General features: G+C 59.6%; 12 protein-coding genes. 10 read left to right on the top strand and 2 right to left on the bottom strand.

What is annotated here, in order from left to right:
* Positions 1 to 20: 20 nt before the first annotated feature.
* Both AC07W0_RS11240 and map read right to left on the bottom strand, forming a co-directional pair.
* Entirely contained in the window at positions 21 to 2723 is a 2703-nt protein-coding gene (locus AC07W0_RS11240) for a [protein-PII] uridylyltransferase (protein WP_017844738.1), read from the bottom strand.
* A gap of 64 nt (positions 2724 to 2787) precedes the next feature.
* Entirely contained in the window at positions 2788 to 3570 is a 783-nt protein-coding gene (gene map / locus AC07W0_RS11235) for a type I methionyl aminopeptidase (RefSeq protein WP_017844739.1), read from the bottom strand.
* Positions 3571 to 3959: 389 nt separating this feature from the next.
* Between map and rpsB the strand changes: the two genes are divergently transcribed.
* The 10 genes from rpsB to AC07W0_RS11185 all read left to right on the top strand — a co-directional run bounded on the left by rpsB (position 3960) and on the right by AC07W0_RS11185 (position 14441).
* Positions 3960 to 4697 carry a 30S ribosomal protein S2 gene (gene rpsB, locus AC07W0_RS11230; protein WP_017844740.1) on the top strand — a complete coding sequence of 246 codons (738 nt, stop codon included), beginning with the start codon at positions 3960 to 3962 and terminating at the stop codon, positions 4695 to 4697.
* Positions 4698 to 4888: 191 nt separating this feature from the next.
* Positions 4889 to 5752, top strand: a complete 864-nt coding sequence (tsf, locus tag AC07W0_RS11225; protein WP_017844741.1) for a translation elongation factor Ts — start codon at positions 4889 to 4891, stop codon at positions 5750 to 5752.
* Between the two features lie 210 nt (positions 5753 to 5962).
* Complete coding sequence (pyrH, locus tag AC07W0_RS11220; RefSeq protein ID WP_003172271.1) at positions 5963 to 6706, top strand: UMP kinase; 744 nt, start codon at positions 5963 to 5965, stop codon at positions 6704 to 6706.
* Positions 6703 to 7260, top strand: coding sequence for a ribosome recycling factor (gene frr / locus AC07W0_RS11215; RefSeq protein ID WP_017844742.1), 558 nt, complete (start codon positions 6703 to 6705; stop codon positions 7258 to 7260). Before pyrH ends, frr begins: the two co-directional genes overlap by 4 nt.
* A 16-nt stretch (positions 7261 to 7276) precedes the next feature.
* Positions 7277 to 8032 carry a polyprenyl diphosphate synthase gene (uppS, locus tag AC07W0_RS11210; RefSeq protein WP_017844743.1) on the top strand — a complete coding sequence of 252 codons (756 nt, stop codon included), beginning with the start codon at positions 7277 to 7279 and terminating at the stop codon, positions 8030 to 8032.
* A complete protein-coding gene (locus AC07W0_RS11205) occupies positions 8032 to 8838 on the top strand; it encodes a phosphatidate cytidylyltransferase (protein ID WP_102617374.1) in 807 nt (268 codons plus the stop codon). Before uppS ends, AC07W0_RS11205 begins: the two co-directional genes overlap by 1 nt.
* A complete protein-coding gene (gene ispC, locus AC07W0_RS11200; protein WP_017844745.1) occupies positions 8835 to 10025 on the top strand; it encodes a 1-deoxy-D-xylulose-5-phosphate reductoisomerase in 1191 nt (396 codons plus the stop codon). The genes AC07W0_RS11205 and ispC overlap by 4 nt, the downstream gene beginning before the upstream one ends.
* Positions 10026 to 10078: 53 nt before the next feature.
* Entirely contained in the window at positions 10079 to 11431 is a 1353-nt protein-coding gene (gene rseP, locus AC07W0_RS11195; protein WP_017844746.1) for a sigma E protease regulator RseP, read from the top strand.
* A gap of 74 nt (positions 11432 to 11505) precedes the next feature.
* Entirely contained in the window at positions 11506 to 13893 is a 2388-nt protein-coding gene (gene bamA / locus AC07W0_RS11190) for an outer membrane protein assembly factor BamA (protein ID WP_017844747.1), read from the top strand.
* Positions 13894 to 13937: 44 nt separating this feature from the next.
* Positions 13938 to 14441 carry an OmpH/Skp family outer membrane protein gene (locus AC07W0_RS11185; RefSeq protein ID WP_003172279.1) on the top strand — a complete coding sequence of 168 codons (504 nt, stop codon included), beginning with the start codon at positions 13938 to 13940 and terminating at the stop codon, positions 14439 to 14441.
* Positions 14442 to 14444: the final 3 nt, after the last annotated feature.

Here is a 14444-nt window from a genome sequence, read left to right as displayed (position 1 = left end):
CGTTAAAAACTGGGCGGGTATCAAATCGTCAGGCGCGTCAGCTCGACCCCGGGCTCCTGGTGAACGCTCAACTGCTGGACGATTGCATCCTGCAGGCGGCGGCACAGTTCGGGGTCGGACAGCGGCTGGTTGTCGGCGTCGGTAATGAAGAACACGTCTTCCACGCGCTCGCCGAGGGTCGCAATCTTGGCGTTCTGCAACGACAGGTCGAACTCCAGGAAAATCCCGCCGATCCGCGCCAGCAGGCCCGGGCGATCGGGCGCGCTGAGTTCCAGCACGGTTACCGGGCGCTGGGCGTCGTTGGAAATGGTCACCTGGGGCGCAAACGCAAAATGCTTGAGCTGGCGTGGCACGCGACGCTGGATGATGGTCGGGTAGTCGTCCGGGTTGCGCAACGCTTCGGTCAGGCCTTCGCGGATCTTTTTCACCCGCGCCGGGTTATCGCCGATGGACTCGCCCTCGGTGTCGAGCACGATGTAGGTGTCGAGGGTGAACTGGCTGCTGGAGGTGATGACCCGGGCGTCGTGGATGTTCAGGTTGAGCTGGTCCATGGCCGCCACGGTCACGGCGAAGAAGTCGTGCTGGTCGGGGGCGTAGATGAAGATCTGCGTGCCGCCTTCGAACTCGCGTTGGGTCGTCTCTTTGATCAGCACCAGCGGGCCGCCATCGGCCGGTTGCTGCAGGATTGCATCGCTGTGCCAGGCCACGTCGCCGGCGGTGTGGCGCAGGAAGTAATCGTCGCCCAGTTGCGACCACAATTGTTCGACGTCGTCCGGGTCGTTGCCGCCGCGCACCAGGATATCCAGGGCCGCGCTTTGGGTGCGGCGGATCTGTTCTTCGCGGTCCACCGGGTTTTCCAGGCCCCGGCGCAGGGCGCGCTTGGTCTCGGTGTACAGCTGGCGCAACAGGCTCGCGCGCCAGGAGTTCCAGAGGGTCGGGTTGGTGGCATTGATATCGGAAACGGTCAGCACATACAGGTAGTCGAGACGGGTTTCATCGCCGACGATCCCGGCGAAGTCATGGATCACCTGCGGGTCGGACAGGTCCTTGCGCTGGGCGGTCGTCGACATCACCAGATGGTTCTGCACCAGCCAGACAATCAGGCGGCTGTCCCACAACGGCAACTGGTGACGCTGGCAGAACGCCTCGGCGTCGACTGCACCGACTTCCGAGTGATCGCCGTGGCGGCCTTTGCCGATGTCGTGGTACAGACCGGCCAGGTAGATCAGTTCGGGTTTGGGCAGCTTGGCCATCAGTTTACTGGCCAGCGGGAATTTCTCTGACACCTGGGTGTACTGCAGCTTACGCAGGTGCTTGATCAGGTTCAGGGTGTGGGCGTCGACGGTGTAGATGTGGAACAGGTCGTGCTGCATCTGCCCGACGATAAAGCCGAACTCCGGCAGGTAACGCCCGAGGATGCCGTAGCGGTTCATCCGCCGCAGGTTGCGGTGGATGCCGATCTTGCACTTGAACAGCTCGATGAACAGGCTGGTGTTGCGGATGTCATTGCGAAAGTCATCGTCGATCAGGTGACGGTTTTCTCGCAGCAGGCGAATCGTGTCGGCGCGCACGCCTTTGATTTCCGGCTGCTGGGCCATCAGCACGAAAATTTCCAGCATGGCAAACGGCGTGCGGCGGAACACGTTGTCGTTGCGCGCCTCGATATAGCCGTCGTGCAGCTGGAAACGCGGGTTGATCGGCTGCGGCGGCGCTTCGTCTTCCGGGGCCAGGATCACTTCTTCGAAGTGCTGGATAATCAGGTCGCTGAGCTGGGCGATGCTCATGACCACCCGGTAGTACTGCTGCATGAAACTTTCGATGCTGGTCTTCGCGTCTTCGCCCTCGAAACCCAGCAGGGTGGCGATGGAGCGCTGATGGTCGAACAGCAGGCGGTCTTCGGCGCGCCCGGCGAGCATGTGCAGGGCGTAGCGCACTTTCCAGAGGAATTCCTGGGACGAGGCGAGCAGGGCGTTTTCGCTTTCCACCAGAAAGCCTTCACCGGCCAGGGCGCGCAGGTTCAGGGTGCCGTACTGGCGACGGGCGACCCACAAAATCGTCTGGATATCGCGCAAGCCCCCGGGGGAGCCTTTGACGTTGGGTTCCAGGTTGTATTCGGTGTCGTTGTACTTGTGGTGCCGGGCTTTCTGCTCGGCGCGCTTGGCCAGGAAGAACTCCTTGCTCGGCCACATGTGCGCGGTGCTGGTGACTTCGAGCATGCGTTGGCGCAGACGCTCGGGACCGGCGATGGTGCGGCTTTCCATCAGGTTGGTGATGACGGTGAGGTCGGCGCGGGCTTCTTCGCCGCATTCGGCCACCGAGCGCACGCTCTGGCCGACTTCCAGGCCGATGTCCCACAGCAGCGTCAGAAAACGCTCGATGGAATCGCGAAAGATCTCATGGTCGGCGCTGTCCAGCAGGATCAGCAGGTCGATGTCCGAGTAGGGGTGCAGCTCGCCGCGACCGTAGCCGCCGACCGCCACCAGGGCGATATCGGCGTCTTCGCTCCAGTTGAACTGTTCCCAGGCCTTTTGCAGGATGTTATCGACGAACCAGGCGCGGTCCTCGATCAGCCGACGGATGTCCCGGCCGCTGCGAAAGCGCTCGTCGAGCACCTCGCGGGCCTGGCGGATAGCCTTCTTGAAGGCGGCGATAGGGCTGGCCTTCAGCGCCAGTTCGGCCTGGAACTGGCCACGGTCGAAGAGTTCGGGATCCACCTGGGGCATCGTTCGGCTTTCCTTTCTATCTATCAGTCAGTCACAACACAGTCTGGGAAAACCAGGGCAGCCGTTACGCCGAGATGCGTGGGATGGTGTCGTCCGCGCGCAGGGTGAAGATCTCGTAGCCGGTGTCGGTGACCAGCAGGGTGTGTTCCCACTGGGCGGAGAGCTTGCGGTCCTTGGTGATGGCGGTCCAGCCATCGCCCAGCACCTTGGTGTCGGCCTTGCCCTGGTTGATCATCGGCTCGATGGTAAAGGTCATGCCGGCTTTGAGTTCCATGCCGGTGCCGGCGCGGCCGTAGTGCAGGATCTGCGGCTCTTCGTGGAACACCTTGCCGATGCCGTGGCCGCAGAACTCACGGACCACCGAGAAGCCGTTCTTTTCAGCGTGCTTCTGGATCACTTCACCGATATCGCCCAGGCGGCAGCCGGGTTTGACGATTTCAATGGCCTTGTACATGCATTCCTGGGTCACCTGGGACAGGCGCTCGGCCCAGACCGGCACGGTGCCGACATGGAACATGCGGCTGGTATCGCCGTGGTAGCCGTCTTTGATGACGGTGACGTCGATGTTCAGGGTGTCGCCGTCTTTCAGCGGTTTGTCGCCGGGAATCCCGTGGCAGACCACGTGGTTGATCGAGGTGCAGATCGACTTGGGGAAGCCCTTGTAGTTCAGCGGGGCAGGGATAGCTTTTTGCACGTCGACTATATAGTCGTGGCAAATGCGGTCCAGCGTTTCGGTGGTGACGCCGGGCTTGACGTGTTCGGCAATCATTTCCAGCACGTCGGCCGCCAGTTTGCCGGCAACGCGCATGCCGGCAATGTCTTCGGCGGTTTTCAAGGTAACGGTCATACAGGCTCTCTCTCTAGCGCGAGGCGCTGAAATCAATACGGTTTACGGGTGTGCGACAAAAGGTTGCAGAATTCGCACAAGCCCTGAAAAACGCGATTCTACCAGACGCGGGCGGCAAACCATGAGCGTCTGGCCATCGGTTATCTCTATAAGGTGGGGCTATAGTGGCGCGATTCAAAGGGTTGCGCAAAAGTCGTTGGCGGCAAATGTGATTGCGGGTTTCGTTTTTTCCCTTCGTGTGGTATAAAATGCGCCGCTTTCCGGGGATACCCCGCGAAGCTTAAATCCACACACGTGTCGACACGATGACCTGGGTGCCGGAGGCCTTGATGCCGCTGGTTGGTCATTGGGATACGTGGAGGCCAAACCCGACTTATTAAGGAACTATCATGTCCCAAGTCAACATGCGCGATATGCTGAAGGCCGGTGTGCACTTCGGTCACCAGACCCGTTACTGGAACCCGAAAATGGGTAAATACATTTTCGGCGCGCGTAACAAGATCCACATCATCAACCTTGAAAAAACCCTGCCAATGTTCAACGAAGCTCTGACTTTCGTAGAGCGTCTGGCCCAGGGCAAAAACAAGATTCTGTTCGTCGGCACCAAGCGTTCCGCTGGCAAGATCGTTGCTGAAGAAGCAGCACGTTGCGGTTCGCCGTACGTCGATCACCGCTGGTTGGGCGGCATGCTCACCAACTTCAAAACCATCCGTGCTTCCATCAAGCGTCTGCGTGACCTTGAAGTGCAAGCCGAAGACGGTACTTTCGCCAAGCTGACCAAGAAAGAGGCGCTGATGCGTACTCGCGACCTGGAAAAGCTCGATCGTTCCCTGGGTGGTATCAAGGACATGGGCGGTCTGCCTGACGCACTGTTCGTTATCGACGTTGATCACGAGCGCATTGCGATCACCGAAGCCAACAAGCTGGGCATCCCTGTTATCGGCGTAGTCGATACCAACAGCAGCCCAGAAGGCGTTGACTACATCATCCCAGGCAACGATGACGCCATCCGCGCTATCCAGCTGTACATGGGTTCGATGGCTGACGCTGTCATCCGCGGTCGCAACCACGTTGCTGGTGGTACCGAGCAGTTCGCTGAAGAAGCTCCGGTAGCCGCAGCTGAGTAATTGACGCCCTGGCGTTGACTCAGTAAGCAAAAAGGGGGCTTGGCCCCCTTTTTGCCCCCTCGAAAACCATTTGTCGGCAGCGCAGCTACAACATCTGTAACGTGCAGCGGCCTACAAGGGTGATTCGGGAAGAATTGATCGCCCGTTTGATCGGGTGGAATGGTTGAAAACCTATCCAAGAGGATTTTGAAATGGCAGAGATTACTGCAGCGTTGGTTAAAGAACTGCGTGAGCGTACCGGCGAAGGCATGATGGATTGCAAAAAGGCCTTGACCAAGGCTGGCGGCGACATCGAAAAAGCCATTGATGACATGCGTGCTTCGGGCGCCATCAAGGCTGCCAAGAAAGCAGGCAACGTTGCTGCTGAAGGCGCCATCGCGCTGAAAGAAGACGGTAAATCCGCAGTTCTGCTGGAAGTGAACTCGCAGACCGACTTCCTGGCTCTGCAGGACGACTTCAAGGCATTTGTTGCTGCCAGCATTGAGAAAGCGTTCGCTGACAAGCTGACTGACGCCGCTCCGCTGATCGCCGCTCAAGAAGCTGATCGCCTGGTACTGGTCGGCAAGGTTGGCGAAAACGTCAACATCCGTCGCCTGGCTCGCGTTGAAGGTGATGTTGTCGGTGGTTACCTGCACGGCAACAAGATCGGCGTTGTGGTTGCCCTTAAAGGCGGCAGCGTTGAGCTGGCCAAAGACATCGCTATGCACGTAGCGGCCAGCAACCCTGAATTCCTGCTGCCATCGGAAGTGTCCGCTGAAGCCATCGAACGCGAAAAAGCCGTGTTCCTGAGCCTCAACGCTGACAAGATCGCGGGCAAGCCAGAAAACATCGTTGAAAACATGATCAAAGGCCGTATCAGCAAGTTCCTGGCTGAAGCGAGCCTGGTTGAGCAGGCGTTCGTCAAGAACCCTGAAGTCAAGGTTGGCGAACTGGCCAAGAAAGCCGGTGCTGAAATCGTTTCCTTCACTTACTACAAAGTAGGCGAAGGCATCGAGAAGCCGGTCGACAACTTCGCTGAAGAAGTTGCTGCCCAGCTGGCTGCCGCCAAGCAATAAGACGGTTTTCAACTGTCGCCCGAAAGAGGCTGCCCGCTCACGCGCGCAGCCTCTTTTCAAATGGGAAGGCTAATTTTATTTGGCTTCCCTTCGGAACTGGCTTACAAAGCCGTGTTCCGATGGCGCTGTGATAGCGTCCAGCTAGAGTGAACGCAAGCCGTAAACGGCTCGCCAAGAATTTTTTAAAATACGCCGCAGGAGAGATTCGCAATGGCTCAGCAGGGCAGTGGTTATCAGGCTCGCTATAAACGCATTCTACTCAAGCTCAGCGGCGAGGCCCTGATGGGCTCGGAAGAGTTCGGGATCGATCCCAAGGTACTCGACCGCATGGCGCTGGAAGTTGGCCAATTGGTCGGCATCGGCGTGCAGGTCGGCCTGGTGATTGGCGGTGGCAACCTGTTCCGCGGTGCCGCACTGAGTGCGGCGGGCATGGACCGGGTCACCGGTGACCACATGGGCATGCTGGCCACTGTGATGAACGCCCTGGCCATGCGCGATGCCCTGGAGCGCGCCAACATCTCGGCGATCGTGATGTCGGCTATTTCCATGGTAGGCGTGACCGATCACTATGACCGTCGCAAAGCCATGCGCCACCTGAACGCCAAGGAAGTGGTCATCTTCGCCGCCGGTACCGGCAACCCGTTCTTCACCACCGACTCGGCCGCATGCCTGCGTGCGATTGAAATCGATGCTGACGTCGTGTTGAAAGCGACCAAAGTCGACGGCGTATACACTGCAGATCCATTCAAAGACCCGCATGCCGAGAAGTTCGATCATCTGACCTACGATGAAGTGCTGGATCGCAAGCTGGGCGTGATGGACCTGACGGCAATTTGCCTGTGCCGCGACCACAAGATGCCGCTGCGCGTATTTAACATGAACAAGCCCGGCGCCCTGCTGAACATCGTACACGGCGGCGCGGAAGGCACTCTGATCGAGGAAGGCCAACAATGATCAACGAAATCAAGAAAGACGCCCAAGCGCGTATGCACAAATCCCTGGAGTCTCTGGCCCATGCATTCGGCCAGATTCGTACAGGCAAGGCGCACCCCAGCATTCTGGGTAGCGTGATGGTGCCGTACTACGGTACCGACACCTCCATCACCCAAGTGGCCAATATCACCGTAAAAGACTCGCGCACCCTGCAAGTCGTCGCCTTCGAGCGCAACATGCTCGCGGCGGTCGACAAGGCGATCCAGAGCGCCGGCCTGAACCTCAACCCGACCAACCTGGGCGAGTTGCTGCTGATTTCCATGCCTGCCCTGACTGAAGAAACCCGCAAGGGCTTCACCAAGCAGGCGCGCAGCGCAGCAGAAGATGCACGTGTTGCCGTGCGCAACATCCGTCGCGATGCCCTGGGCGAGCTGAAGAAGCTGGTCAAGGACAAGGAAATCAGCGAAGACGAAGAGCGTCGTGCGGCGGCTGATATCCAGAAGCTGACCGACAAGGCCGAAGCTGATATCGATGCGGCCACCAAGCAAAAAGAAGCGGACTTGATGGCCGTATAAGGGTCAGGGCGCTTTCATGGAAAAGACCAAGCAGACTGTGCCCTCCGTGGTGCCGCGCCATGTCGCGATCATCATGGATGGGAATAATCGCTGGGCGAAAAAACGCTTCCTGCCTGGCGTCGCCGGGCACAAAGCGGGTGTCGATGCGGTACGGGCAGTGATCGAGGTGTGCGCCGAGGCCAAGGTCGAAGTGTTGACCTTGTTCGCGTTTTCCAGTGAAAACTGGCAGCGCCCTGCCGAGGAAGTCAGTGCCTTGATGGATCTGTTCTTCAGGGCCCTGCGTCGTGAGGCCAAGCGCCTCAACGACAACAACATCACGCTGCGCATCATTGGTGATCGCTCGCGGTTCCACCCGGAGCTGCAAGCGGCCATGCGTGAGGCCGAAGCCATTACCGCCGGCAGTAACCGTTTTGTGCTGCAGATTGCCGCCAACTACGGTGGCCAGTGGGACATCGCCCAGGCTGCGCAACGGCTTGCCCGTGAAGTGCAGGCCGGCCACCTGCAGCCGGACGAGATCACGCCCGAACTGTTGCAGACCTGCCTGGTTACCGGCGACCTGCCGCTGCCGGACTTGTGCATCCGTACCGGTGGCGAGCACCGCATCAGTAATTTCCTGTTGTGGCAGTTGGCCTATACCGAGCTGTATTTCTCCGACCTGTTCTGGCCGGACTTCAAACACGATGCCATGCGTAAAGCGCTGGCCGATTTCGCTTCCCGTCAGCGTCGCTTCGGTAAAACGAGCGAGCAGATCGAAGCTGGAGCCCGGGTTTAATGCTTAAACAACGAATCATCACTGCACTGATCCTGCTGCCGATTGCCTTGTGTGGCTTTTTTCTGCTCGACGGATCCGGCTTTGCGCTGTTCATCGGCCTGGTCGTGACGCTCGGTGCCTGGGAATGGGCGCGCCTGGCCGGCTTCAGTGCGCAGTTGCCGCGGGTGGTGTATGCCGTCATCGTGGCGCTGTTGCTGTTCCTGATGTACATCCTCCCCGATCTCGCTCCTTGGGTGTTGGGTGCGGCGGTGCTGTGGTGGGCGTTGGCGACCTTCCTGGTGTTGACTTATCCGCGCACCAGCAGCCAGTGGTCCAGCGTTGCCTGCAAGCTGGTGATCGGCTTGTTGATTCTGCTGCCGGCGTGGCAAGGGCTGGTGGAGATCAAGCGTTTTCCGATCGGCAATGAGTTGATCCTGGCGGTGATGGTGTTGGTCTGGGGTGCCGATATCGGTGCCTACTTCTCCGGTCGGGCCTTCGGCAAGCGCAAGCTGGCGCCGGCGGTCAGCCCGGGCAAGAGCTGGGAGGGCGTGTACGGCGGCCTGGCCTTGACCTTGGTGATCACGCTCGTGGTCGGTGTTGTGCGTGGCTGGTCGGTGAAAGAGGTGTGCCTGGCCTTGCTGGGCGCGGCCATCGTCGTATTGATCTCGGTCGTGGGCGACCTCACCGAGAGCATGTTCAAGCGCCAGGCCGGGATCAAGGACAGCAGTAATCTGTTGCCGGGCCATGGCGGCGTGCTGGACCGTATCGACAGTCTGACCGCTGCGATCCCGATCTTTGCCGTGCTGTTGTGGATGGCTGCGTCGTGAGCCGCCTGCAACAGGTCACCGTGCTGGGTGCGACCGGCTCGGTAGGGTTGAGCGCCCTGGATGTGATCGCGCGCCACCCGGAACGCTATCAAGTTTTCGCATTGACCGGCTTCTCTCGCCTGACTGAGTTGCTGGCGCTGTGCGTGCGCCATGCGCCACGTTTTGCCGTCGTGCCTGGGGTCGCTGCCGCGCGAGGCTTGCAAGATGACCTGCGCGCCGCCGGCCTGGCCACTCAGGTGCTGGTGGGCGAGGAAGGGTTGTGCCAGGTGTCGGCCGATGCCGAGGTGGATGCCGTGGTGGCGGCCATCGTCGGCGCCGCTGGCTTGCGCCCGACCCTGGCCGCCGTCGATGCGGGCAAGAAGATCCTGCTGGCTAATAAAGAAGCGCTGGTCATGTCCGGCACACTCTTTATGCAGGCGGTGCGCAAGAGCGGGGCGGTATTGCTGCCCCTCGACAGTGAGCACAACGCGATTTTCCAGTGCATGCCCGGCGATTTTGCCCGCGGCCTGAGCCAGGTCGGTGTACGCCGGATTTTGCTGACAGCATCCGGTGGGCCTTTTCGCAAAACTCCGCTGGCGGACCTGGAGCATGTGTCTCCGGATCAGGCGTGCGCCCATCCGAACTGGTCCATGGGGCGCAAGATCTCCGTGGATTCGGCCAGCATGATGAATAAGGGCCTGGAGTTGATCGAGGCCTGCTGGTTGTTCGATGCGCGGCCCGATCAGGTCGAGGTGGTGATTCATCCGCAAAGTGTGATTCATTCCCTGGTCGACTATGTGGATGGCTCGGTGCTGGCGCAGTTGGGTAACCCCGACATGCGGACGCCGATCGCCAATGCCCTGGCCTGGCCTGAGCGGATCGATTCCGGTGTTGCACCGTTGGACCTGTTCGCGATTGCACGCCTGGACTTCGAGGCGCCGGACGAGCAGCGCTTTCCATGCCTGCGCCTGGCGCGGCAAGCCGCGGAGGCGGGCAACAGCGCGCCGGCGATGCTCAATGCGGCTAACGAGGTGGCGGTGGCGGCGTTTCTCGAACAGCGCATCCGCTTTCCGCAGATCGCGAGTATCATCGAGGATGTTCTGAGTCTTGAGCCCGTGGTGGCTGTGAATGATCTGGGGGCAGTGTTCGAGGCGGATGCCAAGGCCCGTGCCCTGGCCGAACAATGGTTGAACCGCAACGCGCGTTAGTCTTTGGGCGTGTTTGCGTCTTCAGGCACTGGATTGGAATGCGGAGAAATTAGATGAGTGCGCTTTACATGATTGTCGGCACCCTGGTTGCTCTGGGTGTGCTGGTTACCTTCCACGAATTCGGCCACTTCTGGGTGGCGCGTCGTTGCGGCGTCAAGGTACTGCGCTTTTCCGTTGGTTTCGGCATGCCGTTGCTGCGTTGGCACGACCGCCGTGGCACCGAGTTCGTGATCGCGGCCATCCCCTTGGGCGGCTACGTCAAGATGCTCGATGAGCGCGAAGGCGAAGTGCCGGCGGATCAACTGGATCAGTCCTTCAATCGCAAGACCGTTCGTCAGCGCATCGCTATCGTCGCCGCCGGCCCGATCGCCAATTTCCTGTTGGCCATGGTGTTCTTCTGGTTCCTGGCCATGCTCGGCAGCGAACAGATACGTCCGGTGATCGGCGCGGTTGAAGCGGACAGCATGGCGGCGAAGGCGGGATTGGTCGCCGGGCAGGAAATTGTTTCCATTGATGGCGAACCAACCACCGGTTGGGGCGCGGTCAATTTGCAGTTGGTACGTCGCCTGGGCGAAAGCGGCACCGTCAAGGTGGTGGTGCGCGAGCAGGACTCTTCCGCCGAGACCCCGCGTGAACTGGCCCTCGACCATTGGCTCAAGGGGGCCGATGAGCCGGACCCGATCAAGTCCCTGGGTATTCGCCCGTGGCGCCCGGCCTTGCCGCCGGTGCTCGCCGAGCTTGACCCGAAAGGCCCGGCCCAGGCCGCAGGTCTGAAAACCGGCGACCGCCTGCTGGCCCTCGATGGTCAGGCGCTGGGCGACTGGCAGCAAGTGGTCGACCTGGTGCGTGTACGGCCTGATACCAAAATTGTGCTGAAAGTTGAGCGCGATGGTGCTCAAATCGACGTCCCCGTGACCCTGGCGGTTCGCGGGGAAGCCAAGGCGGCCGGGGGTTACCTCGGTGCTGGCGTGAAAAGCCCGGAGTGGCCGCCGTCGATGATGCGCGAGGTCAGTTTCGGGCCGTTGGCGGCAATTGGCGAGGGTGCGAAACGCACTTGGACCATGAGCGTGCTGACTCTCGAATCGCTCAAGAAAATGTTGTTCGGCGAGCTCTCGGTAAAAAACTTGAGTGGGCCGATAACCATTGCTAAAGTGGCGGGCGCTTCTGCCCAGTCGGGTGTCGCGGATTTCCTGAATTTCCTGGCTTATCTGAGTATTAGCCTTGGGGTTCTGAATTTGTTGCCCATTCCAGTATTGGATGGGGGGCATCTGTTGTTTTATCTGGTCGAGTGGGTGCGTGGTCGCCCCTTGTCGGATCGGGTGCAGGGTTGGGGGATACAGATCGGTATCAGTTTGGTGGTCGGGGTGATGTTGTTAGCCTTGGTCAACGATCTGGGACGACTGTAACGCTTCGCTGAATTGCGAATCTGCCGCATTTTGCGGCAGTTTGTTTATTGCCAGTTGGAATAAGAAAGGACTTCATGAAACGTCTGCTGCTAACTGCGGTTCTCACCGTATTGATGATCGCCGAAGTTCACGCCGAGTCCTTCACTATCTCCGATATTCGCGTCAACGGCCTCCAGCGGGTTTCCGCGGGTAGCGTCTTTGGTGCCTTGCCGTTGAACGTCGGGGAACAGGCTGATGACCGTCGCCTGGTGGAATCCACTCGTGCGCTGTTCAAAACCGGGTTCTTTCAAGATATCCAACTGGGTCGCGAAGGTAACGTCCTGGTCATCACCGTCGTCGAGCGACCTTCCGTCGCCAGTATCGAGATCGAGGGTAACAAGGCGATCTCCACTGAAGACCTGATGAAGGGCCTCAAGCAATCCGGCCTGGCCGAGGGCGAGATCTTCCAGCGCGCCACCCTCGAGGGTGTGCGTAACGAGCTGCAACGCCAGTACGTTGCCCAGGGCCGCTACTCCGCGACCGTGGAAACGGAAGTGGTCCCGCAGCCTCGTAACCGTGTCGGCCTCAAGGTCAACATCAACGAAGGCACCGTGGCGGCCATTCAGCACATCAACGTGGTGGGCAACACCAAGTTCCCTGATGAAGACCTGATCGGCCTGTTCGAGCTCAAGACCACCAACTGGCTGTCGTTCTTCAAGAACGACGACAAGTACGCCCGTGAAAAACTCTCCGGTGACCTGGAGCGCTTGCGTTCCTACTACCTGGACCGTGGCTATATCAACATGGATATCGCTTCGACCCAGGTGTCCATTACCCCTGACAAGAAGCATGTGTACATCACCGTCAACGTCAACGAGGGTGAGAAGTACAAGGTCCGCGACGTCAAGCTCAGCGGCGACTTGAAAGTGCCTGAAGACCAGGTCAAGGCCCTGTTGCTGGTGCAGAAAGACCAGGTGTTCTCGCGCAAGCTGATGACCACCACGTCCGAACTGATCACCCGTCGCCTGGGTAACGAAGGCTATACCTTCGCCAACGTCAACGGCGTGCCGACCCCGCACGATGACGACCACACCGTGGACATCACCTTCGTGGTCGACCCGGGCAAGCGTGCCTACGTGAACCGCATCAACTTCCGTGGCAACACCAAGTCTGCGGACGAAGTGCTGCGTCGTGAAATGCGTCAGATGGAAGGTGGCTGGGCGTCGACCTACCTGATCGACCAGTCCAAGACCCGTCTTGAACGTCTGGGCTTCTTCAAGGAAGTCAACGTCGAAACCCCAGCCGTACCGGGTGTGGACGACCAGGTTGACGTGAACTACGCCGTTGAAGAACAAGCCTCGGGCTCGATCACCGCCAGCGTCGGTTTCGCACAGAGTGCCGGCCTGATCCTTGGTGGTTCGATCACCCAGAACAACTTCCTCGGTACCGGTAACAAGGTTTCCATCGGCCTGACCCGCAGCGAATACCAGAGCCGCTATAACTTCGGTTATGTCGACCCCTACTGGACCGCTGACGGTGTGAGCCTGGGCTATAACGCCTTCTACCGCACCACCGACTACAAAGACCTCGACGTCAACGTTGCCAGCTATGCGATCGACAGCCTGGGTGCCGGCGTCAACATCGGTTACCCGATCAGTGAGACCTCGCGTCTGACCTTCGGCCTGACCGCGCAGCAGGATGAGATCAAGACCGGTGTGTACACCGTGGATGAGATCTTCGACTTCACCCGTCGCGAAGGCGACAAGTTCCTGAACTTCAAGGCGTCTGCCGGCTGGTCCGAGTCGACCCTGAACAAAGGCGTACTGGCCACCCGCGGTCACTCCCAGAGCGTGACCCTGGAAGCCACCACGCCGGGCAGCGACCTGTCGTTCTTCAAGCTCGACTACCGTGGCCAGTTGTTCCAGCCTTTGAGCGACAACTACACCATGCGCCTGCACACTGAACTGGGCTATGGCGACGGTTATGGTTCGACCAACGGCTTGCCGTTCTATGAGAACTACTATGCAGGTGGTTTCAACTCGGTTCGCGGCTTCAAGGACAGCACCTTGGGTCCTCGTGGCACCCCTAGCCGTGGCGCTGGCGTGACCGGTAACACCGGTACCGTGGCGGATACGGACACTAGCGCACTGCCATTCGGTGGTAACGTGCTGATCCAGGGTGGTGCCGAGATCCTGTTCCCACTGCCGTTCGTGAAAGATCAGCGGTCCCTGCGTACTTCGGTTTTCTGGGATGTGGGTAACGTATTCGACTCCAAGTGCGATCAGGTCACTAACCCGACTGGCGTGAAGTCCAATACCCAGTGTAACGAAGTAAGCCTCAGCAACCTGGCGAGCTCCGTAGGTGTTGGCGTGACGTGGGTGACTGCGCTTGGTCCGTTGAGCTTTGCTCTGGCTATGCCAGTCAAGAAACCGGATAACGCTGAAACCCAGATTTTCCAATTCTCCCTCGGCCAGACGTTCTAAGCGTCTGACCCAAGATAACGACAACGGATCTGTAGGAGTACATCGTGCGTAAGTTGACTCAATTGGTTCTGCTGGCCACTGTGCTGGTAACCACCCCGGCCTTCGCCGAGATGAAAATCGCCGTCCTGAACTATCAGATGGCCCTGCTGGAATCCGACGCGGCCAAGAAGTACGCGGTGGATGCCGAGAAGAAGTTTGGTCCGCAACTGACCAAGCTCAAAACGTTGGAAAGCAGTGCCAAGGGCATCCAGGATCGTCTGGTAGCCGGTGGCGACAAGATGCAGCAAGGCGAGCGCGAGCGCCTGGAGCTTGAATTCAAGCAAAAGGCCCGTGACTACCAGTTCCAGTCCAAGGAACTGAACGAAGCCAAGGCTGTTGCCGACCGCGAAATGCTCAAGCAGCTCAAGCCGAAACTCGACAGCGCTGTGGAAGAAGTCATCAAGAAAGGTGCCTTTGACCTGGTGTTCGAGCGCGGCGCCGTGATTGACGTCAAGCCTCAATACGACATCACCCGCCAGGTGATCGAGCGCATGAACCAGCTGAAGTAAGCC

This window comes from Pseudomonas sp. GW704-F2, from assembly GCF_059423025.1.
The sequence above is the reverse complement of the archived record's forward strand: the minus strand, read 5'-3'. Positions and strand labels throughout refer to the sequence as shown.

Coding starts and splice junctions, on each gene's coding strand:
- AC07W0_RS11240 (WP_017844738.1), bottom strand. CDS start 2,723: ATGCCCCAGGTGGATCCCGAACTCTTCGACCGTGGCCAGTTCCAGGCC.
- AC07W0_RS11205 (WP_102617374.1), top strand. CDS start 8,032: ATGCTTAAACAACGAATCATCACTGCACTGATCCTGCTGCCGATTGCC.
- frr (WP_017844742.1), top strand. CDS start 6,703: ATGATCAACGAAATCAAGAAAGACGCCCAAGCGCGTATGCACAAATCC.
- rpsB (WP_017844740.1), top strand. CDS start 3,960: ATGTCCCAAGTCAACATGCGCGATATGCTGAAGGCCGGTGTGCACTTC.
- bamA (WP_017844747.1), top strand. CDS start 11,506: ATGAAACGTCTGCTGCTAACTGCGGTTCTCACCGTATTGATGATCGCC.
- rseP (WP_017844746.1), top strand. CDS start 10,079: ATGAGTGCGCTTTACATGATTGTCGGCACCCTGGTTGCTCTGGGTGTG.
- uppS (WP_017844743.1), top strand. CDS start 7,277: ATGGAAAAGACCAAGCAGACTGTGCCCTCCGTGGTGCCGCGCCATGTC.
- map (WP_017844739.1), bottom strand. CDS start 3,570: ATGACCGTTACCTTGAAAACCGCCGAAGACATTGCCGGCATGCGCGTT.
- pyrH (WP_003172271.1), top strand. CDS start 5,963: ATGGCTCAGCAGGGCAGTGGTTATCAGGCTCGCTATAAACGCATTCTA.
- tsf (WP_017844741.1), top strand. CDS start 4,889: ATGGCAGAGATTACTGCAGCGTTGGTTAAAGAACTGCGTGAGCGTACC.